Origin of the sequence: Bradyrhizobium tropiciagri, assembly GCF_018130505.1 — a bacterium.
Lineage (GTDB): Bacteria > Pseudomonadota > Alphaproteobacteria > Rhizobiales > Xanthobacteraceae > Bradyrhizobium > Bradyrhizobium tropiciagri_B.
The window spans coordinates 220,158-245,986 of sequence record NZ_JAFCKH010000006.1; the positions used below are offsets into that span (position 1 = coordinate 220,158).

The window sequence follows — 25,829 nt, forward strand, 5'->3', positions numbered from 1 at the left end:
GACTGGAGCAAGCGGCCATCCTTCGAGACGCGCGCGCTGCGCGCTCCTCAGGATGACGGCACGTACTGAGGGGGCACTTCGACAATGGCGTCCGGCAACAGACTGAGTCCGATCCCGCAGCCGCCGACGAAGCCGGTGGTCGGCAACATGCTGTCGCTGGATTCGACGGCGCCGGTGCAGGATCTGGTGCGGCTCTCCAAGGAGCTCGGCCCGATCTTCTGGCTCGACATGATGGGTGCCGCGCTGGTGGTCGTGTCCGGCCACGATCTGGTCGACGAACTCTCCGACGAGAAGCGCTTCGACAAGGCGGTGCGCGGCTCGCTGCGCCGCGTGCGTGCGGTCGGCGGCGACGGCCTGTTCACCGCCGATACCAGGGAGCCGAACTGGAGCAAGGCGCACAACATCCTGATGCAGCCGTTCGGCAATCGCGCCATGCAGTCCTACCACCCGAGCATGGTCGATATCGCCGAGCAGCTGGTCAAGAAGTGGGAGCGGCTCAACGCCGACGAGGAGATCGACGTCGTCCACGACATGACGGCGCTGACGCTGGACACCATCGGCCTGTGCGGCTTCGACTACCGCTTCAACTCGTTCTACCGCCGCGACTACCATCCCTTTGTCGAGTCGCTGGTGCGCTCGCTCGAGACCATCATGATGACCCGCGGCCTGCCGCTCGAAGGGCTGTGGATGCAGAAGCGGCGCAAGACGCTGGGCGAGGACGTCGCCTTCATGAACAAGATGGTCGACGAAATCATCGCCGAGCGCCGCGGCAATACCGAGGTGACGGACGAGAAGAAGGACATGCTGGCCGCGATGATGACCGGCGTCGACCGCGCCACCGGCGAGCAGCTCGACGACGTCAACATCCGCTACCAGATCAACACCTTCCTGATCGCGGGCCACGAGACCACCTCGGGCCTGCTGTCCTGCACGATCTATGCGCTGCTGAAGCACCCCGAGATCCTGAAGAAGGCCTACGAGGAAGTCGACCGTGTCCTCGGCCCCGACATCGATGCAAGGCCGACCTACCAGCAGGTCACGCAGCTCACCTACATCACGCAGTGCCTGAAGGAGGCGTTGCGGCTATGGCCGCCGGCGCCGGCCTACGGCATCGCGCCGCTGGCCGACGAAACCATCGGCGGCAAGTACAAGCTGAAGAAGAACACCTTCGTCACCATCCTGGTGATGGCGCTGCATCGTGACCCCAACGTCTGGGGCCCGAACCCTGACGTGTTCGATCCGGAGAATTTCAGCCGCGAGGCCGAGGCCAAGCGCCCGATCAATGCCTGGAAGCCGTTCGGCAACGGCCAGCGTGCCTGCATCGGCCGCGGCTTTGCGATGCACGAGGCGGCGCTGGCGATCGGGATGATCCTGCAGCGCTTCAAGCTGATCGACGTGCATCGCTACCAGATGCAGCTGAAGGAGACGCTGACAGTCAAGCCCGACGGCTTCAAGATCAAGGTGCGGTCGCGCGACGACCGGGATCGCGGCGCGTTCGCCGGCGCGACCGGGGCGGTGGCCGCCGCGCCGAAGGCGCCGCGTGCGCCGACCACGCGTCCCGGCCACAATACGCCGATGCTGGTGTTGTACGGCTCCAATCTCGGCTCGGCCGAGGAGCTGGCAACCCGCATGGCCGATCTCTCCGAGATCAACGGCTTTGCGACGCGGCTCGGTTCGCTCGATGAATATGTCGGCCAGCTGCCGGAGGAGGGCGGGGTGCTGATCATCTGCGCCTCCTACAACGGCGCAGCGCCCGACAACGCCACGCAATTCGTCAAATGGCTCGGCAGCGATCTGCCCAAGGATGCCTTCGCCAAGGTGCGCTACGCGGTGTTCGGCTGCGGCAACAGCGATTGGGCCGCGACCTATCAATCGGTGCCGCGCTTCATCGACGAGCAGTTGACCAAGCACGGTGCCCGTGCGGTGTATCCGCGCGGCGAGGGCGATGCGCGCAGCGATCTCGACGGCCAGTTCCAGAAGTGGTTCCCGGAGGCCGCCAAGGTCGCGACCAAGGAATTCGGCATCGACTGGAATTTCACCCGCACCGCCGAGGACGAGCCGCTGTACGCGATCGAGCCGGTGGCGCAGGGTGCGGTCAACACCATCGTCACCCAGGGCGGCGCGGTGCCGATGAAGGTGCTGGTCAACGACGAGCTGCAGACCAAGGCGGGCGCCAACCCGTCGGACCGTTCGACCCGGCACATCGAGGTCGAGCTGCCGGCCGGTCTGAAATATCGCGTCGGCGACCATCTCAGCGTGGTGCCGCGCAACGATCCGACGCTGGTCGATTCCGTCGCCCGCCGGTTCGGCTTCCTGCCGGCGGACCAGATCCGCCTGCAGGTCTCGGAGGGCCGCCGCGCGCAGCTGCCGGTCGGCAATGCGGTGTCGGTCGGGCGGTTGCTCACCGAGTTCGTCGAGCTGCAGCAGGTCGCGACCCGCAAGCAGATCCAGATCATGGCCGAGCACACTCGCTGCCCGATGACCAAGCCGAAGCTGATGGCCTATGTCGGCGACGACGATGCGTCGGCCGAGCGCTACCGCAACGACGTGCTGGCCAGGCGCAAATCGGTGTTCGACCTGCTCGAGGAACATCCGGCCTGCGAACTGCCGTTCCACATCTACCTCGAAATGCTGTCGCTGCTGGCGCCGCGCTACTACTCGATCTCGTCGTCACCGGCAGGCGAGGCGCAGCGCTGCAGCGTCACCGTCGGCGTGGTGGAAGCACCGGCAAGCTCGGGCCGCGGCATCTACAGGGGCGTCTGCTCGAACTACATGGCGCGCCGCCGCGCCGGCGACACCGTTCATGCGACGGTGAAGGAGACCAAGGCGGGCTTCCGCCTGCCTGACGACAACGCGGTGCCGATCATCATGATCGGGCCGGGCACCGGTCTCGCGCCGTTCCGCGGCTTCCTGCAGGAGCGCGCGGCCCGCAAGGCGCAGGGCGCGACGCTCGGCTCCGCGATGTTGTTCTTCGGCTGCCGCCACCCGGAGCAGGATTTCATCTACGCCGATGAGTTGAAGGCGTTCGCGGCCGACGGGATCTGCGAACTGCACACCGCCTTCTCGCGCGCCGACGGACCGAAGACCTATGTGCAGCATCTCGTCGCCGCGCAGAAGGACCGGGTCTGGGACCTGATCCAGCGCGGCGCGATCGTCTATGTCTGCGGCGACGGCGGCAAGATGGAGCCCGACGTCAAGGCGACGCTGGTCTCGATCTATCGCGAGCGCACCGGCGCCGACGCCGACGTGGCATCGCGCTGGATCGAGGAGATGGGCGCCACCAACCGCTACGTGCTCGACGTCTGGGCCGGCGGGTAGCTTCGTAGCCCGGATGGAGCGCAGCGAAATCCGGGGCCGCTGTATCCGCGGATCGACCTGTCCCGGATTGCGCTGCGCTCCATCCGGGCTACGCGCCGGCGTTTAGGCCCGGCTCTCTCCACAGCGTCGTCCCGGCTTTCGCCGGGATGACGGCGAGAGTTTACTGCTAGAGCCGGTTCTGGCCGCCCACGCCGAACTCCCGTGCTAAAAGCCAGACCATGATTCCCTGGGAAAAGATCGACACCGCGCGCATCCCCGGCAGCGAGGACGAGCTGCGGCTGATGCGGCGGGGCCGCGAATACTCCATCAAGCTCGGGACCAACGAGCTGATGAACAGCCGTCTCTCCGGATCGGAGGCGGCGCTGGCGACGCTTGCGGCCAAACGGATCGAGAAGGTCGCCAAACCCGTTGTGCTGATCGGCGGCCTCGGCATGGGCTTCACCTTGCGTGCCGCGCTCGGCGTGCTCGGCAGCAAGGCAAAGATCGTGGTGGCCGAGCTGGTGCCGCAGGTTGTCGCGTGGGCGCGCGGCCCGATGGCAGAGCTTTTCGGCGACAGCCTCGACGATCCGCGCGTCAGCATTCAGGAGGTCGATGTCGCCAGGCTGATCGAGCGGAACAAGCTCACCTATGATGCGATCCTACTCGACGTCGACAACGGGCCGGAGGGCCTGACCCGCAAGGCCAACGACGCGCTCTACGACGTCTGGGGGCTGAGAACCGCACAGAGCGCGCTTCGACCGGGCGGTGTGCTCGCGGTCTGGTCGTCAGGGCCCAATGTGAAGTTCACGAAATCGCTTCGTCAGGCCGGGTTTGCCGTCAACGAGGTCGCCGTCCGGGCCACCGGCCGGGGCGGCGGCGCGCGTCACGTGATCTGGATTGCGACCAACGAGCCTACGCAGCCTTCGCCGCCGCCTGATGCGCGTGCGCGTCGATCGCGTCGATGATCTGCGGCCACATCGGGATCGGCAGCGCGTGGCCCATGCGTTCGATCATCATGAGCTTGGCGCCCGGGATCGAGGCCGCGGTGTCCCGGCCGCCCTCGGGATGCACCAGCGGATCGACGGTGCCGTGAATCACCAGTGTCGGCGCCTTGACGCTGGCGAGCCGTTCCTTGCGGCTGCCGGAGGCGAGGATCGCGCGCATCTGGCGGCCGACGCCGGCCGGATTGAGGCCGCGCTCGAAGGTGCGCGCCGCGAGCGCGCCGTCGCGGGCCTCGTCCTCGGGGAATGAGCCGGCGCGCAGGAATTTCCAGGTCTGTGCGAAGCGCTGGATGTATTCGTCCCGGCTTTTCGGCGGCGGCGCCATCAGCAGCGCCATGGCGGCGCGGGACGGCGCCGGCAGTTTCGGATTGCCCGTGGTCGACATGATCGAGGTCAGCGAGCGGACCGCCTGCGGATACGAAATCGCGATCTCCTGCGCGATCATGCCGCCCATCGAGGCGCCGACGATATGCGCCGACTGGATGCCGAGCACCTTCATCAGGCCGATCGTGTCCTGCGCCATGTCGGACAGCTTGTAGGGCGCGGCGAGCGGAATCTTGAGGAAGCGCAGCTTCAGCAGCTCGAGCGGCCGCAGCGGGCCGCCGCCGCTCAGTCTGCCGGACTTGCCGATGTCGCGGTTGTCGAACCGGATCACGCGGAAGCCGCGCGCGGCGAGCTGCTCGCAGAACTCGTCGTCCCAAACCACCATCTGCGCGCCGAGGCCCATGATCAGCAGCAGCGGCTCGGCATTCGCATCGCCGAACGTCTCGTAACAGATGTCGATGCCGTTGGCCTTGACGATCTGTGGCGGCTGGTGGGCGGGCGTGGTCACGGGCATCCCCTGTCGGTGGCGCGGTCAGCAACCTCTATGCCACGGTTTGACGCAGCGCAGAAGGGCTTCCACTGGCACCGCTCGTGCCGCAGTTGACCGAGCCGCGGCAACGGTGTCGTATGGTGCAAACAAAGTGGAGGCGCGACAAGCGCTCGCAATTGGTGTGGAGGAGCGCCGCATGACCGACAAGGGCAACGACCCTGCCGTGATCTGGCAGACGATGATTGGCGAGATGGAGAAGGGGTTCAACTCCTTCGGCAACCAGCTGATGTCTTCGCCGGAATTTTCCAAGGTGATGAACCAGGCGGGCGGCGTCGCGGCCGGCGCGCAGAAGCAGCTCGGCGAGCTGATGGAGAAGTATCTGCTGGCGATGAACCTGCCGAGCCGCGCCCAGCTCGTCGGCATGGCCGAGCGCCTGCAGTCGATGGAGAACCAGCTCAACGAGATCAAGACGCTGCTGCAGCAGGTGCACCATAATTCGCTAGCGCCCGCCGACGGCTATGGCGCGGCGCCGCGGCCGCCGCGGACCAGGCAACCACCGCCAGAGGGAGAACGCAAATGAACGCTCCCACCGGATTTGACTTCGCCTCGATCTCCGAGCGTGTACAGTCCGAGGTCCAGCGCGCGATCCAGCGCAGCATCAAGGGCGTCGAGTATTTCTCGAGCTCGGGTCCCACGCTCGGCGAGACGCCGAAGGACGTGCTGCATTCGCGCGGCACCATGAACCTCTATCACTACCGGGCGCAGGCCAGCGAAGTCTACCGCGTGCCGGTGCTGATCGTGATGGCGACCACCAACCGCGGCTACATCCTCGACCTGGTGCCGGGGCAAAGCTTCATCGAATTCCTGCTCAAGCGCGGCTACGACGTCTACATGCTGGACTGGAGCGCGCCGAAGCCGGAGGAGAAGTCGCTGCGCATGGAGGACTATGTCCTCGACTTCGTTCCGGACGCGGTCCGCCGCGTGCAGCAGGATTCCGGCGAGAAGGAGGTCTCGGTCATCGGCTATTGCTTCGGCGGCGTGCTGTCGCTGCTGTACGGCTCGATCCACAGCGATGGGCCGATGAAGAACCTGATCTGCTTCACCACGCCGATCGACTTCCGCGAGATGAAGCTGTTCTCGAACTTCGCCGACCGCCGCTATTTCGACGTCGACCGCCTGATCGACAGCACCGGCAACATGCCGCCCGAGCTGATCCTGCAGTCCTTCGACATGCTGCGGCCGGCCGCGCGGATCACCGGCCAGATCCAGCTCTGGGACAACATCTGGAACGACGAGTTCGTGAAGTCGTACCGGATGTTCGACCGCTGGGCGACCGACACGCTGCCGCTCGCCGGCGAATATTTCCGCGCCATCACCAAGGACCTGATGTGGGACAACAAGCTCTTCAACGACACCATGACGGTCGGCGGCCGCGCCGCGAAGCTTGCCGACATCAAGGTGCCGCTGCTGCATGCCGTCGCCGAGCACGATCACATCGTGCCCTATGACGCGGCCAAGCACCTGATCACCAAGATCGGCTCGACGGACAAGGAAGAGGTGATGCTGAAAGGCGGTCACGTCTCGCTGGTCGCCGGCGCCAATGCAATCAAGCGGCTGTGGCCGAAACTGGACTCCTGGCTGGGCAAGAGATCGACTTAAGAGAGAATGACATGACCGAACAACGTTCCTATCCGCGCCACGTCAAAACCGAGGCGGGCGACATCGAGTTTCGCCTGATGACGCGGGCCGACGAGGCCGCGGTGCTGGCCTTCGCGCAGAAGCTGCCGACGCACGATCTGCTGTTCCTGCCGCGCAACATCAGCCAGCCGAAGGTGCTGTCGGCCTGGATCAACGAGATCGAGCGCGGCGACATCACGAGCCTGCTCGCGATCAAGGACGGCAAGGTGGTCGGCTGCGGCACGCTGGTGCGCGATCCGCACTCCTGGTCGCCGCATGTCGGCGAGATCCGGATGGTGGTGTCGCTGGACGTGCGTGGGCAGGGGGTCGGCCGGGCGCTGTCGCAGGAGACCTTCGCCATTGCGCTGGCGGCAGGGCTGGAGAAATTCTCGGTGCAGATGACGGTCGACCAGCGGGCGGCGATCGCGCTGTTCGAGAGCCTCGGCTTCAAGGCCGAGGCGTTGCTCCGCGACCATGTCCGCGATGTCGAAGGCAAGCCCCACGATATCGTGGTGCTCGGGCACAACGTGGCGCAGGTCCGGGCCCAGATGGAGGCCTACGGGCTGCCGGACGCCGTTCAGCAGTAACTTGATACCATAAGCTGCTGAATTCACAGGCAGATTGCCTGATCTTTCCTCTGTTCACGAGTTCGTGATATCGCGCTGCAACATCTTTGTTGCGGCGCACCATCAATTGTGACATAACACTCCTGCCCCGGGCCAATCCGGACGGGGTGAGCCCATAGCTCAAACCTGAGGATGGAGAGACCCCAATGACCACCGAAACCAATTCCGTGCTGAACAGCGTCAAGGAAGCCTTCGCGCCCGTCACCGAGGCGTTCACCAAGCTCCAGAACATGGAAGTTCCGGAAGCCGCCCGTGAGTTCGTGAAGAAGCAGGCCGAGGCCGCGAAGACCCGCGCTGCCGATGCCTATGCCGGCTCCGAGAAGGTCACCAACGTGATCGAGTCCGCCGTCGCCGGTTCGGTGACCGAGGCCGCCAAGATCAGCCGCAACATCCAGCAGGCGATGTACCAGGACGCCGAGGCGTTCTTCGCCGGTATCGACAAGCTCGCCTCCGCCAAGTCGCTGAGCGAAGCCGCCCAGATCCAGTCGGACATGGTCCGTGCGCGTGGCGAACTGTTCGTCTCGCGGGCGAAGGCCACGAGCGAGTATCTCGGCAAGCTCGTCACCGACGGTGCGAAGACCGCGCAGGACAACCTCGCCAAGGTCTACGGCAAGACCGCCTGATAACGTTGCACCACTGCTCCCTTTCGAAGGCCCGCCATTTGCGGGCCTTCTTTTTGTCTGGTGCTCCACATACGTCATCGTCTCCCACCGTCATTCCGGGGCGTGCGAAGCACGAACCCGGAATCTCGAGATTCCGGATCCCGCTTCGCGTCGTCCGGAATGACGGCGGTGGGGACGTGCTATGGTTTGTTCGTCACGCCTGCGAAAGCCCATGACCCTTCCCGCCGCCCTCATCGCAACACCTGTCGACGCCGAGCGCGCGGCCGAGCTGCGGCGCGTGAAGTGGCTGGCGACCGGCGTGCTGGCGGCGACATTCGCCATCTTCATCGCCGCGAAGGCGCTATTGCCGGTACACCCGGTGTTCGGCTTCATCGCAGCCTTCGCCGAGGCCGCGACGATCGGCGGGCTTGCCGACTGGTATGCTGTGGTCGCCCTGTTCCGGCGGCCGCTGGGGCTGCCGATTCCGCACACGGCGATCATCCAGAGCAATCAGCAGCGCATCGCCGAGAAGCTCGGCGAGTTCATCGAGAACAACTTCCTCGAGGCCGGGCCGGTCGAGGCCAAGCTGCGCGAGATCGATTTCGGCTCGTTCATCGCCGACTGGCTGCGCGACAGGAAGCGCAGCGAGGATCTCGCGCGCTTCGTGCTGCGGATGCTGCCCGAGGCGCTGTCAGCGACCGAGAGCTCCGGACTGATGCAGTTCATCAGCCGCCGTGTCACGACGCAGATTCTCTCGATCGATCTCGCGCCGCTCGCCGCCGGCGCGCTGCGCGGCTTCGTGCAGGAGGGCAAGCATGCCGGCCTGCTCGACGATATCCTGCGCGTGCTGCACCAGACGCTGACGCAGCAGGAGACCATGGCGGTGATCCGCGACAAGGTCCGCGCCGAGATGCCGACGCTGCTGCGGCTCTATCGAGCCGACAAGTTCGTGGTGAACCGCATCATCGCCTCGGCCACGAAGTTCTTCGAGGAGGTGCGTGGCGATCCGCAGCATCCGTTCCGCGGCGAGTTCGACCGCATGCTGCTGTCCTTTGTCGACCGGCTCGGCAGCGACAAGGCGTTTTCCGATCGGATCGACGGGCTGAAGCGCGATCTTCTCGCGCGGCCGGAGCTTGCCAATCTCGGGCGCACCATCTGGGCCAACGTCAAGGACTTCCTCGAGCGCAGCGCCTCCGGCGAGTCGCAGGTGCTGCAGCATCAGCTGGCGCGGATGTTCGCCGAGGCCGGCGACGCGCTCGATGGCGACGTCGATCTGCGCAGCGAGATCAACCAGGGGCTCGTCGCCATCCTGCGCACGGTGGTGGCGGAGCAGAAGAGCGGCGTCTCCAGCTTCATCGCCGACCAGATGAAGAGCTGGGACATGGATCAGCTGATCTCCCTGATCGAGGTCAATGTCGGCAAGGACCTGCAATACATCCGCTTCAACGGCTCGCTGATCGGCGGGCTTGCCGGCCTCGCGCTTTACACGCTGGAATACGCGCTGCGGCTGCTGTGACCGATTGGGCACGGGTGTCACTTAAGTTGTGACAAGTGTGACGTGGACCGCTTGCACGAATGTGATCGGTTCCCTAGCTTTTCAAGACACATTGTTGCGTTGCGGAACGATTCCGCCGGGTTTGCGTCAATCCTGTTGACCCATCCTGTCAATCCATTTGCCGGCGCCGGGGACGTGCCGGAAGAGGAGCTGAAATGTCGGTTGCTGCGCAGACGCTACGCCCGCCGTCCAGGACGCTGATGTTCCTGGAGGGCCGCGCCATTTCCGAACTCGGTGCTTTCCTTGGTGCATTGCCGCTGCTGAGCCTCGCCCCGCGCGGCGACGGCCATCCGGTGCTGGTGCTGCCCGGACTGATCGCCTCCGACATGTCGACCCGGCCGCTGCGCGACTTTCTCACGAGCAAGGGCTACGCCGTCAGCGGCTGGCGCCAGGGCCGCAATCTCGGGCTGCGCGCCGGCGTGCAGGACGGGATGGTCGAGCTGCTGTGCGAGATGAATGAGACGACCGGCCGCAAGGTCTCGGTGATCGGCTGGAGCCTCGGCGGCCTCTATGCCCGCCAGCTCGCCAAGATGATGCCGGAGCGCGTGCGCCAGGTGATTACGCTCGGCAGCCCGTTCGCGGCGGGTCCGAAGTCCACCAATGCCTGGCGCGTCTACGAGATGGCCAGCGGCCGCCGCGCCGATGAAGAGGACTCGCGCTTCGGCGGTTCGCTCGCAAGCGCCCCGCCGGTGCCGACCACCGCGATCTTCAGCCGTACCGACGGCATCTGCGCCTGGCAGGGCTGCCGCGAGCAGGCCTCGTCGATGACCGACAGCATCGAGGTCGAGAGCAGCCATTGCGGCATGGGCCATCATCCGGCCGTGGTTTATGCGGTCGCCGATCGCCTCGCGCAGAAAGAAGGCGCCTGGGCGCCGTTCGATCGCGGCGGCTGGCGCAGCATGGTCTATCCGGATCCGAACAGGTAGACGTGCGACGCTCCATCTTCACCTCGCCCCGCCTGCGGGGAGAGGTCGGATTGCATCGCAGATGCAATCCGGGTGAGGGGGATTCTCCGCGTGTCCGTCTCTCACCAGCTCTGCGGAGACGCCCCCTCATCCCGACCTTCTCCCCGCGCGCGGGGAGAAGGAGAAGACCCCGCATTGTCGTGAATCGACAAAACGCGCTATGCCTTGCGGCATGCCGCAGCCGCTTGCCCGTATCGTCGATCAGCTGAAGCGCGAGCCGTCGCGCACCGGCTCGATCATCATCACCGTGTTCGGCGACGCCATCGTGCCGCGCGGCGGCTCGGTGTGGCTCGGCACGCTGCTGGAATTCTTCAAGTCGCTCGACATCGACGGCAATGTGGTGCGCACCGCGATGTCGCGGCTCGCCGCCGACGGCTGGCTCGAGCGCAGCAAGGTCGGTCGCAACAGCTTCTATCGGCTGAACGAGAAGGGCCGGCAGACCTTCGACACCGCGACCAGACACATCTACGATCCGCCGCCCTCGGACTGGACCGGCCGTTTCGAGCTGCTGCTGATCGGCAATGCCGAAGACCGCGACGCCGCGCGCGAGGCGCTGAAGAATGCCGGCTTCGGCAGTCCGCTGCCGGGCGTATGGGTTGCGCCATCGGGCGTGCCGGTCCCCGACGAGGCGTCGCGCGCGATCCGTCTCGAAGTCTCCGCCGAAGACGACAGCGGGCGGCGGCTGCTCAGCGAAAGCTGGCCGCTCGATCGCACCGCGGATGCCTATCTGAAATTCATGAAGACGTTCGAGCCGCTGCACGGCTGGATCGTCAGGGGCGAGACGCTGTCCGATGCCGACGCTTTCACCGCGCGGGTTCTCTTGATCCACCATTACCGCCGCGTCGTGCTGCGCGATCCGCTGCTGCCACCGCCATTGCTGCCGCGGGACTGGCCGGGCAGGGCGGCGCGACAGCTCTGCGGCGAGATCTATCGCGGGCTGCTTTCGCCGTCGGAACAATGGCTTGACGAGCACGCTACCAACGAGGACGGGCCGCTGCCGAAGCCCAACGGGGCGGTGGCACACCGTTTCGAGGGTGCGTGAATATGTTACAAAAATAACTTGCAAATAGAAAATTGTGTTATATAACTCTGCCTAACAACAGCGGGAGGTCGGCCATGTACACGCAGGCGCTCAACAGTTCCGACGGTGACGATCGCGGCATCGAGGACGCTGCCCTTGCTTCGCAATTCCAGGCCCGCATCGATGCCGACGAGCGCATCGAGCCGAACGACTGGATGCCGGCGGCCTACCGCAAGACGCTGACCCGGCAGATCTCCCAGCACGCCCATTCCGAAATCGTCGGCATGCTGCCCGAGGGTAACTGGATCACCCGAGCGCCGTCGCTGCGCCGCAAGGCCGCGCTGCTCGCCAAGGTGCAGGACGAATGCGGCCACGGCCTCTATCTCTACGCCGCCGCCGAGACGCTCGGCACCTCGCGTGAGGAACTCGTCGACGCGATGCTCGCGGGCAAGGCGAAGTACTCCTCGATCTTCAATTATCCGACGTTGACCTGGGCCGACATCGGCACCATCGGCTGGCTGGTCGACGGCGCCGCCATCATGAACCAGATCCCGCTGTGCCGCTGTTCCTACGGCCCGTATGCGCGCGCGATGATCCGCGTCTGCAAGGAAGAGTCGTTCCACCAGCGCCAGGGTTTTGAGATCATGGTCACGCTGTGCCGCGGCACCGCCGAGCAGAAGGCGATGGCGCAGAACGCGCTCGATCGCTGGTGGTGGCCGGTGCTGATGATGTTCGGCCCGCCGGACCAGGCGAGCCAGCACAGCGACACCTCGACCAGATGGAAGATCAAGCGCTTCTCCAACGATGAGCTGCGCCAGAAATTCGTCGACGCCACGGTGCCGCAGGCCGAGTTCCTCGGGCTCACGATTCCCGATCCCGGTATGAAGCAGAACGCGAACGGCAATTGGGAATACAGCGAGATCGACTGGAGCGAGTTCAAGCAGGTGCTCGCCGGCAACGGCCCCTGCAACCGCGATCGCATCGCCGCCCGCCGCAAGGCGCATGACGCGGGCGCCTGGGTGCGCGAGGCGGCCGCGGCCTATGCCGAAAAGCGCAAGAGCCGCCAGCTCGCGCAGGCCGCAGAGTAGGAGCATCGAGATGGCCACGCCGAACACACCGCTCTGGGAAGTCTTCATCCGCAGCCGCAACGGGCTTGCGCACAAGCATGTCGGCTCGCTGCATGCGACCGACGCCACGCTCGCATTGCAGGCCGCGCGCGACATCTACACGCGCCGCGGCGAGGGACTGTCGATCTGGGTGGTGCCGTCGAACGCGATCACCGCGTCCGATCCATCCGAGAAGGGCATGATGTTCGAGCCGGCGGAGTCGAAGATCTACCGGCATCCGACGTTCTACGACGTACCCGACGAAGTCGGGCATATGTGACTCTCGCCCGTCATGGTGAGGAGGCGCGCAGCGCCGTCTCGAACCATGACCCGTTCGTGATCGCGGCCATCCTTCGAGACGCCTGCTGCGCAGGTTCCGGATGACGTCGAGCAAGTGGATGCAGGTGGATTGGACAACATGGCCATCGCCAATATCAAAGTCTGCGAAACACCGCTGGTGCTCTACGCGCTGCGCCGCGCCGACGATGCGCTGATCCTCGGCCATCGCCTCTCCGAATGGTGCGGCCATGCGCCGGCGCTGGAGGAGGACATGGCGCTCGCCAATATGGGCCTCGACCTGCTCGGCCAGGCGCGCGAGCTCTACAGCTACGCGGCCAGGGTCGAGGGCATGGACAATGACGAGGACAAGTTCGCCTACCTGCGCGACGTTCGCCAGTATCGCAACCTGCTGCTGGTCGAGCAGCCGAACGGCGATTTCGCCCGTACCATGGTGCGGCAGTTCTTCTATGCGGCGTTTGCCGATCTCTACTGGCGCGCGATGATGGGATCATCCGATGCGACGCTGGCCGCGATCGCGGCGAAGTCGGAGAAGGAGAGCGCCTATCATCTGCGGCATTCGTCGGAATGGATCGTCCGCCTCGGCGACGGCACCGGGGAGAGCAATCGGCGTGCGCAGGAGGCGGTCGATCACCTCTGGGCTTACACCGGCGAGATGTTCGCGGTCGACGACAGCGAGCGCGACCTGATCGATGCCGGCGTCGCGATCGACCCCGCGGCCCTGCAGCCGCGCTGGCTGAAGACGGTTACCGGCGTCATCAACGAGGCGACGTTGTCGCTGCCGGCCAGCAACTGGATGCAGCAGGGCGGCCGCTGCGGTGCCCACAGCGAGCATCTCGGCCATCTCCTCAGCGAGTTGCAGTCGCTGCAGCGGACCTTTCCGGGGGCGACATGGTAACCCTGGCGCTCAGCGATGCCGATCTTCGCCGGCGCGCCTGGAGCGCGGCCGCACAGGTGGTCGATCCGGAAATTCCGGTGCTGACCATCGCCGATCTCGGCGTGCTCAGGGATATCGAGGTTCACGACGGCCATGTCGAGGTCGCGATCACGCCGACCTATTCCGGCTGTCCCGCGATGAACATGATCGCGCTCGAGATCGAGCTGGCGCTGGAGCGCGAAGGCATCCATCGCCCGAAGGTCCGCACCGTGCTGTCGCCGGCCTGGACCACCGACTGGATGAGCGACGACGGCCGCCGCAAGCTGAAGGAATACGGCATCGCGCCGCCGCTGCCGGGCTCCTCGCGCCGCGCGCTGTTCGGCGAGCAGCAGGTGGCGTGTCCGCAATGCGGCTCCGATCAGACGGAGCTGCTGTCCGAATTCGGCTCGACCTCCTGCAAGGCGCTGTGGCGTTGCAGGAGCTGCCGTGAACCCTTCGACTACTTCAAGTGTCATTGACCATGTCGACCCCGCGCTTTCACCGTCTGTCCGTCAACGATCTGCGCCGCGAGGCGTCGGATGCGGTCTCCATGACGTTTGCGATCCCTGCCGATCTGCAAGCCGACTACAACTTCACGCCCGGCCAGTATCTGACGCTGCGCACCACCATGGACGGCGAGGAGATCCGCCGGTCCTATTCGATCTGCTCCGGCCCCGATGACGGCGAACTGCGCATCGCGGTGAAGCGGGTCGACGGCGGCGCGTTCTCGAGCTGGGCCGCGGAAGACCTGAAGGCCGGCGATGAGCTCGACGTGATGACGCCGACCGGCCGGTTCGGAGTCGTGCATGCGCCGGGCGAGGCGCGGACTTATGTGGGCTTCGCCGCCGGCAGCGGCATCACGCCGATCCTCTCAATCGTCAAGGGCGTGCTGGCGCGCGAGCCGGACAGCCGCTTCTTCCTGTTCTACGGCAACCGCTCGACCGAAGGCATGATGTTCCGCGAGGCGCTGGAGGAGCTGAAGGACCGCTTCATGCAGCGGCTCTCGGTGTTCCACGTGATCTCCGGCGAGGAGCAGGACATCCCGATCCTGCATGGCCGGCTCGACGGCGACAAGGTGCGTGTGCTGCTGCGCTCGCTGGTGCCGGCCGCAACCGTCGATCATGTCTTCGTCTGCGGTCCGGCCGCGATGAGCGAGGCCATCGAGGCGACCTGCCGCGAGATCGGCATCGCCGAGGACCGCATCCATGTCGAACGCTTCGTCTCCGAATTCGGCGGCAAGCCGCGGCCGAAGGTCGTCATTCCCGCCGGCGCGCCGCCGAAGGCGGTGGCCGGGCTGATCATCGACGGCAAGCGCCGCGAGGTGCCGGTGGCCGACGGCGAGTCGATCCTCGACGCCGCGCTGCGCGCCGGCATGGACCTGCCGTTCGCCTGCAAGGGCGGCATGTGCTCGACCTGCCGCGCCAAGCTGGTCGAGGGCGAGGCGCCGATGGAGCTCAATTATTCGCTGGAGCCGTGGGAGCTGAAGGCGGGGTTCATCCTCACCTGCCAGGCCAAGCCGTGCTCGGAGAAGGTCGTGGTCGATTACGACCACGTCTGATCGTCATTCCGGGGCGCGAAGCGAACCCGGAATTTCGAGATTCCTGGTTCGATGCTCCGCATCGCCCCGGAATGACGAAGAGTAGATGACGGAAAGTAGCGTTGACGTCTCGCGCGTCGCGCCCAACACTTGAAGCTCAAGAGGCCCTCCGAACGGGCCCGCTGACAGGGAGTTCGATGTGAACGTGAAGGCCACGTTATCGCCCGAGGATGTCGCCCGCGCCTGCGCGGATGCGATGTGGAAGGAGGACGACGCCAGCAAGGGCCTCGGCATGGAGCTGGTCGAGATCAGGCCGGGGCAGGCGGTGATGACCATGACGGTGCAGCCGCACATGGTCAACGGCCAGCGCATCTGCCATGGCGGCTACATCTTCACGCTGGCCGATTCCGCCTTCGCCTTTGCCTGCAACAGCCACAACGAGCGCGCGGTGGCGGCACAGGGCAACGTCACCTTCATCCGGCCGGGCAAGCTCGGCGACCGCCTGGTCGCCACCGCGCGCGAGATCTCACGCAGCGGCCGCTCCGGCATCTACGACGTGCACGTCACTGCCGGCGACACCGTGATCGCCGAATTCCGCGGCCATTCGCGCGTGATTGCGGGCAGCTGGCTGCCCGACACCGATATCAAGGCATAATCGTTTTCGAGGGGAATGTGATGGCAACGGCAAAGCTGAAGGTCAAGGATGGCGGCTATCGCGCCGATCTCGATGCCGCCGAGCGCGCCTCGCGCGACGAGATCATGGCGCTGCAGACCAAACGGCTCGCCTGGTCGCTCAAGCACGCCTACGACAATGTCGCGCATTACAAGAAGAGCTTTGATGCCGCCGGCGTGCACCCGTCAGATTTCAGGCAACTCTCCGATCTCGCCAAATTCCCGTTCACGGTGAAGACCGACCTGCGCGACAATTATCCCTTCAATATGTTCGCGGTGCCGCGCGAACAACTGGTGCGGGTCCATGCCTCCTCCGGCACGACCGGCAAGCCGATCGTGGTCGGCTACACCAAGGCCGATATCGACACCTGGGCGGACGTGATGGCGCGCTCGATCCGCGCCGCCGGCGGCCGCACCGGCATGCTGATGCACAACGCCTATGGCTACGGCCTGTTCACCGGCGGCCTCGGCGCGCATTACGGCGCCGAGCGGCTCGGCTGCACGGTGATTCCGATCTCCGGCGGCATGACCGAGCGGCAAGTGCAGCTGATCAACGACTTCAAGCCCGACATCATCACGGTGACGCCGAGCTACATGCTGGCGATCCTCGACGAGTTCAAGCGGCAGGGCCTGGATCCGCGCAAATCGTCGCTGAAGTTCGGCATCTTCGGCGCCGAGCCGTGGACCAATGCGATGCGCGTCGAGATCGAACAGGCGTTCGACATGGACGCCACCGACATCTACGGCCTCTCTGAAGTGATCGGCCCCGGCGTCGCGCAGGAATGCGTGGAGACCAAGGACGGCCTGCATATCTGGGAGGATCACTTCTATCCCGAAGTGATCGATCCGCAGACCGGCCAGGTGCTGCCGGATGGCGAGAAGGGCGAACTGGTGTTCACCTCGCTGACCAAGGAAGGCTTTCCGATCATCCGCTACCGCACCCGCGACCTGACGCGGCTGTTGCCGGGTACGGCGCGGCCCGGCATGCGGCGGATGGAGAAGGTCACCGGCCGTTCCGACGACATGATCATCCTGCGCGGCGTCAACGTGTTCCCGACCCAGATCGAGGAGGCGCTGCTCGCGACCGACTGGTGCGGCGGCCATTTCATCATCGAGCTCACGCGGGAGGGCCGCATGGACGAGATGACCGTGCTCGCCGAAGCCCGTCCCGAGAGCTGGGACGGCAGCGGCCTCGTCGTGCACGCCGAGAAGGTCGCGACCTTCATCAAGAACACGATCGGCGTCTCAACCCGTATCCGCGTTGTCGCGCCCGAGACGCTGGAGCGCTCGCTCGGCAAGGCGAAACGGGTTTACGACAAGCGGCCGAAAGAATAGCCTTTCGCCCGCATCAAGGGGGCGCAGGCTGCAATGGCTGACAGCAGTGAGACCACCGCCGCGGACATCGTCGCCGCGATCCGCAACAAGAAGCTGACGGCGGTCAGCGTCGTCCAGGCCGCGCTCGATCGCGCCGAGCAGCTGAAGCATCTCAACGCATTCATCCTGATCGACCGCGACGGCGCGCTGGCGGCAGCGCGCGAGGTCGATGCGGGCAAGCGGACCGGCGCGCTCGCCGGCGTGCCGATCGTGATCAAGGACAATATCAACACCGCCGATCTGCCGACGTCGGGCGGAACGCCGGCGCTGCAGCACGCGCGGCCCGCGCGCAACGCGCCGTCGCTGCAGAAGCTGCTTGACGCCGGCGCCGTCGTCATCGGCAAGACCAACCTGCACGAGCTCGCCTTCGGCATCACGAGCACCAACCTCGCGCCGTTCGCGGGGCCGGTGCGGAATCCCTACGACACCAGCCGGATTCCGGGCGGCTCCTCGGGCGGAACATCGGCCGCGATCGCCGCATGCATCGTCACCTGCGGATTGGGATCGGACACCGGCGGTTCGACCCGCGTGCCGGCGGCGCTGACCGGCACCGTCGGCCTGCGGCCATCGGTCGGCAATGGCGGCGCCGAGCGGCGCTATCACGACGACAATCAGGTGGTTCCGATCAGCCATACCCGCGACACCGTCGGCCCGATGGGCCGCACGGTCGCCGATGTCGCGCTGCTCGATGCCGTGATATCAGGCACACCGCTCGCCACGGCTATTCCGTTGCACGGCGTGCGCCTCGGCATTCCCGCCTGCTTCTGGAGCGGCCTCGATCGCGATGTCGAAGTCGTCGCCCGCGCGGCATGCGCCGGGCTTGCTGCCGCCGGCGCGGTGCTTGTCGACGTCGACATGCCCGATCTGTTCGAACAGAACGGCAAGGTGTCGTTCGTGATCGCGCTGCATGAGCCGATCGCCGATATCCCGGCCTATCTGAAGGCGTCCGGAATCGAAGGCATCACGCTCGCAGATATCGCGGCCGGCGTCGCCAGCCCCGATGTCATCGGCGCGTTCGGCGCCATCACGGCGGATGCCTTCGGCGCCGCCTATGATGATGCGATCCGGGTGCAGCGGCCGGCGCTGCAGGCGATCTATGCCGCCTATCTCAGGGACAACAGGCTGGATGCGATCCTGTTTCCGACCACGATCGCGCCCGCGCCCGTGATCGACGAAACGAACGGGTCGAGCGAGATGTCGGTCAATGGCGGCGAGCCTGCGCCGACCTTCGGCACCATGATCCGCAACACCGATCCGGCCAGCAATGCCGGGCTTCCCGGCCTGTCGCTCTATGCCGGCATGACGCCTGCTGGACTGCCGGTCGGCCTCGAGATCGACGGCCCCGTGGGCAGTGACGGCAGACTGCTCGGGCTCGGCCTGTCGATCGAGGCGATCCTGGGGACCGCGCCGCCGCCGAAACTCTGAGCGGCCGTCGGGCCGGCGCTGCCGTCGGCGGGAGTAGCCGTGGCCGCAACATCCCTCTTGAATTGAGCGGTCAGTCGATTAGTCATGCGGTATGCGCTTGCGGCGACGCTAGCCGCGGCGCCTTCACGTCGCGACGAAATCACCGAGACTGGATTACGCATGCCGCCGGGCCATCCAACCGATCACCAAGTCGAAGCGCGTTGCGTGCGCCTGCTGGCGAAGGCTGACGACGTCGTGGCGGTCGCACCCGTGATCGAGGCGCAAGTGCTGACGCGCGGAGCAAGCGACCTGATCGTCGAGATCAAGGCCGCCGCGGTCAATCCGTCCGACGTGAAGGCGGCGACCGGGCTGATGCCCTATGCCGTGTTCCCGCGCACCTCCGGCCGCGACTATGCCGGCGTGGTGATCGGCGGCCCCTCGGGCTGGATCGGACGCGGGGTGTTTGGTTCATCCGGCGACCTCGGCATCCGCCGCGACGGCACCCATGCCACGCATCTGGTGGTCGAGCGCGAAGCGGTGGTGGAGAAGCCGGCCAGCATTTCCTGGGAAGAGGCCGCCGGAATCGGCGTGCCCTTCGTCACCGCGATGGAGGGGCTGCGCCGCGCCGGGCTGCCAAAGCCGAGCGAGACCGTGCTGGTGATGGGCGTCAACGGCAAGGTCGGTCAGGCCGCTGCGCAGGTCACGAGCTGGCACGGCGCGCGGGTGATCGGCGTGGCGCGCAAGCGCGAGCCCTATGAGGGCCACAGCAATTCGCCGGTCGAGATGATCGATGCCTCCGCGACCGACGTCGCAACGCGAGTGCGCGAATTGACCGGTGGCAAGGGCGCCGACATCGTCTTCAACACCGTCGGCGATCCCTATTTCGAGGCCGCGCATAAATCGCTGGCGCTGCGCGGCCGCCAGATCCTGATCGCGGCGGTCGACCGCATCGTGCAGTTCAACATCTTCGAATTCTATCGCGGTCAGCATACCTATGTCGGCGTCGACACGCTGGCGTTGTCGTCGATTGCGGCCGGCGCGGTGCTGCGCGAGCTCGCGCCGGGCTTTGCCAGCGGGCATCTGAAGCCGTTTCCGATCAAGCCGGGCGCGATCTATCCGCTGGAGCAGGCGAGGGAGGCGTTCGCCGCGGTGGCCGGCTCATCGCGCGACCGGGTGATTTTGCGGCCATGATTGTTAACCGTCATTGCGAGCGAAGCGAAGCAATCCACAGCGCCACATGCGCGGATACATGGATTGCTTCGTCGCTTCAGCGCAAAATTGCTTTGCAGTTTGTCGCGAGCTCCTCGCAATGACGGCATAGAGAGACAGTATGGACTCCGCCACAACAGTCATCATCGCCGCGCTGGTCATCGGCCTGATCTACGGTGCAGTCGGCCTGCTCAGCGGCTTCTGCATGATGAGCAGTCTGCGCGGCTGGTGGGCGGAGGGTGACGGCCGGCTGGTGCGTACCTATGCGCTGGCGATGGGCATTGCGATCGCGGCCGCGCAGCTGCTCGCGGCCGCGGGTCTCGTCGATCTCGGCAAGTCGATCTACCTGCAGCCGTCGTTCTCCGCGCCGGTGATGTTCCTCGGCGGCCTGTTGTTCGGCTACGGCATGGTGCTGTCGAACGGCTGCGGCTCGCGCGCGCTGGTGCTGCTCGGGCGCGGCAATCTGCGCTCCTTCGTGGTCGTGATCGTGCTCGGCATCGTCGCCGAGATGACGCTGAAGGGGCTGATCGCGCCGGGGCGGATCGCGATGGTGCAGGCCACGCAGGCGACGGTCACCGCCAATTCGCTGCCGGCGCTGCTGGCGAGCGCCGGTCTCGGCGCCGTGCCGGCACGGATGGCCGCGGCCGCGCTGCTTGCCGCCGTCCTGATCATCTTCGCCTTCGCCCACGCGCCGTTCCGAAAATCGCCCGGGCAGATCGCGGCCGGCCTGATCGTCGGCCTGCTGGTGGCGGCGGGGTGGTACGCGACCGGCTATCTCGGCGCCGACGATTTCAATCCGGTGCCGGTGACCTCGCTGACCTTCATCGCGCCGATCGCCGACGCGCTGCAATATGTCATGCTGTCGACCGGCTCGACGCTCAATTTCGGCATCGTCACCGTGTTCGGCGTCTTCGCCGGCAGCTTGGTCACCGCGCTCGCCACCGGGCGGTTCGAGCTCGAGGGCTACCGCTCGCCGCAACACATGCTGCGCTCCGCCGGCGGCGCCGCGCTGATGGGCGCCGGCGGCGTGATGGCGTTCGGCTGCTCGGTGGGGCAAGGGCTGACCGGGTTGTCGACGCTCTCGCTGTCATCCTTCATCGCGATCGCCGGCATCGTGCTCGGCACCGGCGCCGGCTTGCGCGGTGTGCTGCGGGTTCGGCCACTGGCAACGGCTTAGGGTCACGCCCGCGACGGCGCGTCCGCGAGTGAGCTCAACGCTATCCCGCCGACGATCAGCGCCGCGGCGATCGCGAGCGAGAGATCGATCGGTTCGCCGAGCAGCAGCGCGGCCGTGACGATGCCGACGATCGGCGTCCCGGTGGTGCCGAGCGAGGTCGTCAGCGCCGGCAGGCTCTTGTTGACCATCGACATCGCCCAATAGGCCAGCGCCGTGCCGATGAATCCGGAATAGAGGAATAGCAGCACGAGATGCGGCGACCACCTCACGTCGGGCACGCCCTCGGTGACCAGCGCGGTCATCGTCAGCACCAATGTTGCGACCAGCACCTGCCACAGCAGCAACTGTAGCGGCGTCGCGATCCAGCGGTGCGAGCGGATATAGATGATGTTCGCGGCCCAGCAGATCGCGGCGAGGATGATCATGCCGGCGCCGGCGATCACATGCAGATTGCTCCAGTCGAGCGACGCCGGATTGAGGATCACGCAGAGCCCGGCGAGCCCCGACGCGACACCGACCAGCTTCAGCGTGCCGAGCCGCTCGGTCCGCGCCGCGCCGGCGGCGAGCGCAACCCACAGCGGGGTGGTGTAGCCGAGCACGATGCCCTTGCTGGCCGGCAGATAGCGCAGCCCGGCAGCGACCAGCGTCGAGAAAAACGTCATGTGCAGCAGCGCCACGCTGAGCACGACGGGGACGTCAGCAAGGCGCGGAATGATCAAATTGCTGCTGGCGCGCAGGATCACCAGCAGCGCGATCAGGGCGACCCAGCTGCGGATCGCCGCGGTCCACAGCGGCGGCACCGTCTGCACCAGCGACTTCGTCACCGACCAGTTGATGCCCCAGGCCAGCACCACGACGATGAACAGCGCGGCGGCCCTGGCGGGCGAGAGCGATTGATTCACGGCAGCTTCCTTGCGGGCGACACGGCTTCTGAATAGGATCGCACTGGCTCTCTCGAAAGGGCCAGATTTGACAGAACAAGAGAGCCAGATTGATCCTCGCCGAATTGCTCGTGCTGAAGCGCGCGGATGCCGCGGGCCTGGTCGCGCAAATGACTCAGCAGGTCCGTGCGCTGATCGCGGGCGGGCGGATCAGGAGCGGCGCCGTGCTGCCGTCGAGCCGGCAGCTTGCCGCCGAGCTCGGCGTGGCGCGCAACACGGTCACGCATGCCTATGAGCAGCTCGCCGCGGAAGGCTATCTGCGCGTCGCGGCGCGGCGGCGCCCGGTTGTGATCGACGATATCGAGGAGCGGTTCGTCAGGACCGCGCCGGCGCCAAGACGCGATGGTGGGCGCAAGCCACTGTTGTCGCCGTGGGCTTCGCGGCTCACCGCCACGGACTGGCCGCTGTCGTATCAGGCCGATGTTCGGCCGCTCCGTCCGGGGCTCGCCGACACGCGCGAGTTTCCGCACCAAATCTGGGCACGCTGCCTGCGCCGCAGCGCGCTGCGCCGCCGATTCAACGACCAGACCCTGATCAACCGGCTGAGCCTGCGTGAAGCCTTGCGCGACTATCTCGAGGTCAACAGGGGCGTGCGTGCCGAGGCGGACCAGATCCTGATCCTGCCGACGGCGCAGGCCGCACTGACACTGATCGCCGCGACCACGATCGTGCCTGGTGATGCGGCGTGGACCGAGGATCCCGGCTATCCCGGCGCGGCGGCGGCGCTCCGCGCGGCCGGCGCCGATGTCGTCGGCGTCAGGCTCGACCAATGGGGCATGACGCGCATGCGCGCGGCGGCGGAGCCGAAGCTGATCTTCACGACGCCCTCGCATCAGCACCCGACCGGGCGGCTGATGCCGGTCGCCCGCCGCACCGAGTTGCTTGCAGCGGCCGAGCCGGGCAAGACCTGGATCGTCGAGGACGATTACGACGGCGAGTTTCACTATGACAGCCGGCCGATGCCGGCGATGCAGGGGCTCGATCGCGACGGCCGCGTGCTCTATCTCGGCACATTTGCAAAAGCGATGAGCGCCGATATCCGCCTCGGCTATCTCGTGGTGCCGCCACAGCTGGCGCCGACGATGGAGATCGCACAGCGCCATCTCGGGCTGATCGCCTCGGTGCATGTCCAGGAGGCGCTGGCCGATTTCATGGCCGACGGGCATTTCCTGGCGCATATCCGCCGCATGCGGCGCATCTACCGGTCGCGCCGCGACCACCTCGCCACGGCGCTGGCGCGGCAGCTCGATGCGGTGCTCACGCCCGAGATCCCTCCGGGCGGGATGCAGCTGATTGCACGCTTCAAGGACGGCCGTGCGGATCGGGACGCCGTGACGCGCCTGGTTGGCGCCGGCGTCGAGGTGCGTGCGCTGTCGAGTCTCGCGCTGGAGCGGCCCCACGATTTCGGCCTGCTGCTCGGCTTCGCGGCCTGGCGCGAGAACGAGATCGGCGCCGCGGTGCGGACGATGGCGAATTGCCTGACGGAGAAGCGCACGGCGCGCGGCTAGCGGGCGTCTGGCGCGATTTCGGAATATTGGAATAATATCCCTGAGTTGCCCGACGTGTCAAGTCGCCTTGTCGGAGGCCGGCGGCCGGCTACTTTGCATGGGGTTGTTCTTCGATAATTGCGGTGAGGCCCTGCGACGGCCGGCAAGCGAGAGGGGAAATGCAGCAGATACCTGCTGCGCTCGGCCCCTCCCGCTGCATGCAGGTTTACTCCGCGGCCTTGGTGACGATCCGGATCTCCGACGTCAGCGTCTTGTGCACCGGGCACTTGTCGGCGATCTCCATCAGCCGCTTGCGCTGGTCGACGTCGAGTTCGCCTTCGATCCGGATGACGCGGTCGATCTGGTCGAGCATGCCCTCACGCGTCTCGCACTCCTCACAATCCTTGGCGTAGATCTTGCTGTGGGTGAGCGTGACGGTGACGCGATCGAGCGGCAGCGACTTGCGGTCGGCATACATGCGCATCGTCATCGAGGTGCAGGCACCTAAGCCGGCCAGCACGAAGTCATACGGGCCGGGCCCGCTGTCCTGGCCGCCCACGGCGGCGGGCTCGTCGGCCAGCAGGCGGTGCGGGCCCGTCGTGACGGTCTGCTGGAACTTGCTGGCACGGGTCTCCTGCACCACGACGTTGCGCGGCGTGCTGCCGGCGTCGGCGGCCGGCTGCGGCGCGAGCTCGATGTAACGTTCGGCCCAGGCGCCGATGACACCGGCGACATAGGCGGCGTCCTGCTTGCCGCTCAACAGATGGTCGGCGCCTGCGAGCGAGACGAAGCTCTTCGGATGCTTCGCCGCAATGAAGATGTTGGTGGCATTGTCGATGCCGACGGTATCGTCGGTCGGCGAATGCATCACCAGCAGCGCCTTGTGCAGCGCTTTCACCTGCGCCATCAAATTCTGCTCGGCGACGTCGTCGAGGAATTCGCGCTTGATGCGGAACGGCCGGCCGGCGAGCGAGACCGCGCCGTCGCCCTTTGCGCGGATATCCTCGATCTGGTCCTTGAAGAAATGCGTGACATGGCTGGGGTCAGAGGGAGCCGCGATGGTCGCGACCGCCTTCGCCTCGGGGATTTGGCCAGCAGCCGCGAGGATCGCGGCGCCGCCGAGGCTGTGCCCGATCAGGATCGTGGGCGCCTGGCTCCTTTCGCGCAGATGGTCGGCGGCGCGGACGAGATCGGCGACGTTCGAGGAGAAGGTCGAGTTGGCGAAATCGCCCTCGCTCGAGCCGAGGCCGGTGAAGTCGAATCGGAGCGTCGCGATGCCTTTGGCGGCAAGCGCAATCGCGATGCGCTTCGCCGCCAGCACGTCCTTGCCGCAGGTGAAGCAGTGCGCGAACAGCGCGTATGCCTTGATCGGCCCGTCGGGCGTGTCGAGCGCGGCGGCGAGCTGATGGCCTCCCTCACCGGTGAATTGAAAGCGTTCGTGCGGCACGGGCAGGCTCCATCATTTTTCGTTGAGGTGGTCAGTCGGAAGAATAGCGCTGTTCGGCCCAGGGATCACCGCGATTGTGATAGCCGCGCACCTCCCAGAACCCAGGCGCATCCTCAGCCACGAACTCGATGCGCTGCAGCCATTTGGCGCTCTTCCAGAAGTACAAATGCGGCACCACGAGCCGCACCGGGCCGCCATGCTCGTGCTCCAGCGGCTGGCCCGACCAGCTGTGGGCGAGCAGCGCGTCCTCAGCGGCGAAATCTTCGAGCGGCAGATTTGTCGTATAGCCGTCATAGGAATGCAGCACGACGAAGCGCGCCTCATCGCGCGGCTGGCAGGCGGCGAGCAGTTCGCGCGTCGCGAGGCCCTCCCACTGATTGTCGTAACGCGACCAGGTGGTGACGCAGTGGATGTCGGAGACGAACTGCGTCTGCGGCTGCGCCTTGAACTCGGCGAAGGTCCAGAAGATCGGATGCTCGACCGCGCCATGAACATCCAGCCGCCAGTGCTCCCGCGTGACATTGGGCAGCATCCCGAGGTCGAGCACCGGCCAGTCCTGCGTCAGATGCTGGCCCGGCGGCAGGCGCTGCTCCTCGGGCCGGGTGATCTTGCCGGTGAGGAACTTGCCCTCGCGCGCCCAGCGCTGCTTGCTGCGCGTCAGCTTGCTCTCGGGCTGCTCGTTGTCGTCGGTCATCGGCGTCGAG

At 66.3% G+C, this 25,829-nt stretch carries 24 protein-coding genes; 20 read left to right on the top strand and 4 right to left on the bottom strand.

Features of this window, described 5'->3' with window-relative positions:
- The first annotated feature begins 84 nt into the window (after nucleotides 1-84).
- Together JQ633_RS17285 and JQ633_RS17290 are read left to right on the top strand one after the other, a co-directional pair.
- Nucleotides 85-3,318: a bifunctional cytochrome P450/NADPH--P450 reductase gene (locus tag JQ633_RS17285; RefSeq protein WP_211986253.1), complete on the top strand. Its 3,234-nt coding sequence runs from the start codon at nucleotides 85-87 to the stop codon at nucleotides 3,316-3,318.
- 218 nt (nucleotides 3,319-3,536) lie between these two features.
- The gene (locus JQ633_RS17290; RefSeq protein WP_211986254.1) at nucleotides 3,537-4,262 is read left to right on the top strand and encodes a spermidine synthase; all 726 of its coding nucleotides are present in this window, start codon (nucleotides 3,537-3,539) and stop codon (nucleotides 4,260-4,262) included.
- Here JQ633_RS17290 and JQ633_RS17295 read toward each other — a convergent pair.
- Complete coding sequence (locus tag JQ633_RS17295; protein ID WP_249159428.1) at nucleotides 4,210-5,136, bottom strand: alpha/beta fold hydrolase; 927 nt, start codon at nucleotides 5,134-5,136, stop codon at nucleotides 4,210-4,212. The two genes, JQ633_RS17290 and JQ633_RS17295, sit on opposite strands and share 53 nt — an antisense overlap.
- A gap of 172 nt (nucleotides 5,137-5,308) precedes the next feature.
- Here JQ633_RS17295 and JQ633_RS17300 point away from each other — a divergent pair, with 172 nt between their 5' ends.
- The 17 genes from JQ633_RS17300 (at nucleotide 5,309) to JQ633_RS17380 (ending at nucleotide 21,250) form a co-directional block, all read left to right on the top strand.
- Nucleotides 5,309-5,692 (top strand): hypothetical protein, encoded by a 384-nt coding sequence (locus JQ633_RS17300; RefSeq protein ID WP_211986256.1) that lies wholly within the window; start codon nucleotides 5,309-5,311, stop codon nucleotides 5,690-5,692.
- Nucleotides 5,689-6,771, top strand: coding sequence for a PHA/PHB synthase family protein (locus tag JQ633_RS17305; protein WP_211986257.1), 1,083 nt, complete (start codon nucleotides 5,689-5,691; stop codon nucleotides 6,769-6,771). The genes JQ633_RS17300 and JQ633_RS17305 overlap by 4 nt, the downstream gene beginning before the upstream one ends.
- Before the next feature lie 11 nt (nucleotides 6,772-6,782).
- Nucleotides 6,783-7,376 (top strand): GNAT family N-acetyltransferase, encoded by a 594-nt coding sequence (locus JQ633_RS17310; RefSeq protein WP_211986258.1) that lies wholly within the window; start codon nucleotides 6,783-6,785, stop codon nucleotides 7,374-7,376.
- Nucleotides 7,377-7,561: 185 nt separating this feature from the next.
- Nucleotides 7,562-8,038 (top strand): phasin family protein, encoded by a 477-nt coding sequence (locus JQ633_RS17315; protein ID WP_211986259.1) that lies wholly within the window; start codon nucleotides 7,562-7,564, stop codon nucleotides 8,036-8,038.
- A 211-nt stretch (nucleotides 8,039-8,249) separates the two neighbouring features.
- Nucleotides 8,250-9,533, top strand: a complete 1,284-nt coding sequence (locus tag JQ633_RS17320) for a DUF445 domain-containing protein (RefSeq protein ID WP_211986260.1) — start codon at nucleotides 8,250-8,252, stop codon at nucleotides 9,531-9,533.
- 194 nt (nucleotides 9,534-9,727) lie between these two features.
- The gene (locus tag JQ633_RS17325) at nucleotides 9,728-10,498 is read left to right on the top strand and encodes an esterase/lipase family protein (protein WP_211986261.1); all 771 of its coding nucleotides are present in this window, start codon (nucleotides 9,728-9,730) and stop codon (nucleotides 10,496-10,498) included.
- Nucleotides 10,499-10,709: 211 nt separating this feature from the next.
- A complete protein-coding gene (gene paaX / locus JQ633_RS17330) occupies nucleotides 10,710-11,579 on the top strand; it encodes a phenylacetic acid degradation operon negative regulatory protein PaaX (protein ID WP_211986262.1) in 870 nt (289 codons plus the stop codon).
- A 74-nt stretch (nucleotides 11,580-11,653) separates the two neighbouring features.
- Nucleotides 11,654-12,646: a 1,2-phenylacetyl-CoA epoxidase subunit PaaA gene (paaA, locus tag JQ633_RS17335; protein ID WP_211986263.1), complete on the top strand. Its 993-nt coding sequence runs from the start codon at nucleotides 11,654-11,656 to the stop codon at nucleotides 12,644-12,646.
- Nucleotides 12,647-12,656: 10 nt separating this feature from the next.
- Nucleotides 12,657-12,944 carry a 1,2-phenylacetyl-CoA epoxidase subunit PaaB gene (gene paaB / locus JQ633_RS17340; protein ID WP_066504298.1) on the top strand — a complete coding sequence of 96 codons (288 nt, stop codon included), beginning with the start codon at nucleotides 12,657-12,659 and terminating at the stop codon, nucleotides 12,942-12,944.
- 138 nt (nucleotides 12,945-13,082) lie between these two features.
- Nucleotides 13,083-13,859 (top strand): 1,2-phenylacetyl-CoA epoxidase subunit PaaC, encoded by a 777-nt coding sequence (gene paaC, locus JQ633_RS17345; RefSeq protein ID WP_211986264.1) that lies wholly within the window; start codon nucleotides 13,083-13,085, stop codon nucleotides 13,857-13,859.
- The gene (gene paaD / locus JQ633_RS17350) at nucleotides 13,853-14,356 is read left to right on the top strand and encodes a 1,2-phenylacetyl-CoA epoxidase subunit PaaD (protein ID WP_211986265.1); all 504 of its coding nucleotides are present in this window, start codon (nucleotides 13,853-13,855) and stop codon (nucleotides 14,354-14,356) included. Before paaC ends, paaD begins: the two co-directional genes overlap by 7 nt.
- A gap of 2 nt (nucleotides 14,357-14,358) precedes the next feature.
- On the top strand, nucleotides 14,359-15,435 hold the full coding sequence (paaE, locus tag JQ633_RS17355; protein WP_211986266.1) for a 1,2-phenylacetyl-CoA epoxidase subunit PaaE: 1,077 nt from the start codon (nucleotides 14,359-14,361) through the stop codon (nucleotides 15,433-15,435).
- Between the two features lie 178 nt (nucleotides 15,436-15,613).
- On the top strand, nucleotides 15,614-16,069 hold the full coding sequence (gene paaI, locus JQ633_RS17360) for a hydroxyphenylacetyl-CoA thioesterase PaaI (RefSeq protein ID WP_211986267.1): 456 nt from the start codon (nucleotides 15,614-15,616) through the stop codon (nucleotides 16,067-16,069).
- 20 nt (nucleotides 16,070-16,089) lie between these two features.
- A complete protein-coding gene (gene paaK, locus JQ633_RS17365) occupies nucleotides 16,090-17,421 on the top strand; it encodes a phenylacetate--CoA ligase PaaK (RefSeq protein WP_211986268.1) in 1,332 nt (443 codons plus the stop codon).
- 33 nt (nucleotides 17,422-17,454) lie between these two features.
- Entirely contained in the window at nucleotides 17,455-18,885 is a 1,431-nt protein-coding gene (gene iaaH, locus JQ633_RS17370) for an indoleacetamide hydrolase (RefSeq protein WP_211986269.1), read from the top strand.
- 159 nt (nucleotides 18,886-19,044) lie between these two features.
- Nucleotides 19,045-20,055: a quinone oxidoreductase family protein gene (locus JQ633_RS17375; RefSeq protein WP_211986270.1), complete on the top strand. Its 1,011-nt coding sequence runs from the start codon at nucleotides 19,045-19,047 to the stop codon at nucleotides 20,053-20,055.
- Nucleotides 20,056-20,194: 139 nt separating this feature from the next.
- Nucleotides 20,195-21,250 carry a YeeE/YedE family protein gene (locus JQ633_RS17380; RefSeq protein WP_211986271.1) on the top strand — a complete coding sequence of 352 codons (1,056 nt, stop codon included), beginning with the start codon at nucleotides 20,195-20,197 and terminating at the stop codon, nucleotides 21,248-21,250.
- 2 nt (nucleotides 21,251-21,252) lie between these two features.
- Here JQ633_RS17380 and JQ633_RS17385 read toward each other — a convergent pair whose 3' ends face one another.
- Nucleotides 21,253-22,152: a DMT family transporter gene (locus JQ633_RS17385; RefSeq protein WP_211986272.1), complete on the bottom strand. Its 900-nt coding sequence runs from the start codon at nucleotides 22,150-22,152 to the stop codon at nucleotides 21,253-21,255.
- A 149-nt stretch (nucleotides 22,153-22,301) separates the two neighbouring features.
- Between JQ633_RS17385 and JQ633_RS17390 the strand changes: the two genes are divergently transcribed.
- Nucleotides 22,302-23,699, top strand: a complete 1,398-nt coding sequence (locus tag JQ633_RS17390) for a PLP-dependent aminotransferase family protein (protein ID WP_211986451.1) — start codon at nucleotides 22,302-22,304, stop codon at nucleotides 23,697-23,699.
- Nucleotides 23,700-23,904: 205 nt separating this feature from the next.
- Here the strand turns inward: JQ633_RS17390 and JQ633_RS17395 are convergent, their stop codons facing one another.
- Together JQ633_RS17395 and JQ633_RS17400 are read right to left on the bottom strand one after the other, a co-directional pair.
- Complete coding sequence (locus JQ633_RS17395; RefSeq protein WP_211986273.1) at nucleotides 23,905-25,125, bottom strand: bifunctional alpha/beta hydrolase/OsmC family protein; 1,221 nt, start codon at nucleotides 25,123-25,125, stop codon at nucleotides 23,905-23,907.
- Between the two features lie 31 nt (nucleotides 25,126-25,156).
- Nucleotides 25,157-25,819 carry a sulfite oxidase-like oxidoreductase gene (locus tag JQ633_RS17400; RefSeq protein ID WP_211986274.1) on the bottom strand — a complete coding sequence of 221 codons (663 nt, stop codon included), beginning with the start codon at nucleotides 25,817-25,819 and terminating at the stop codon, nucleotides 25,157-25,159.
- Between the last annotated feature and the right edge of the window lie 10 nt (nucleotides 25,820-25,829).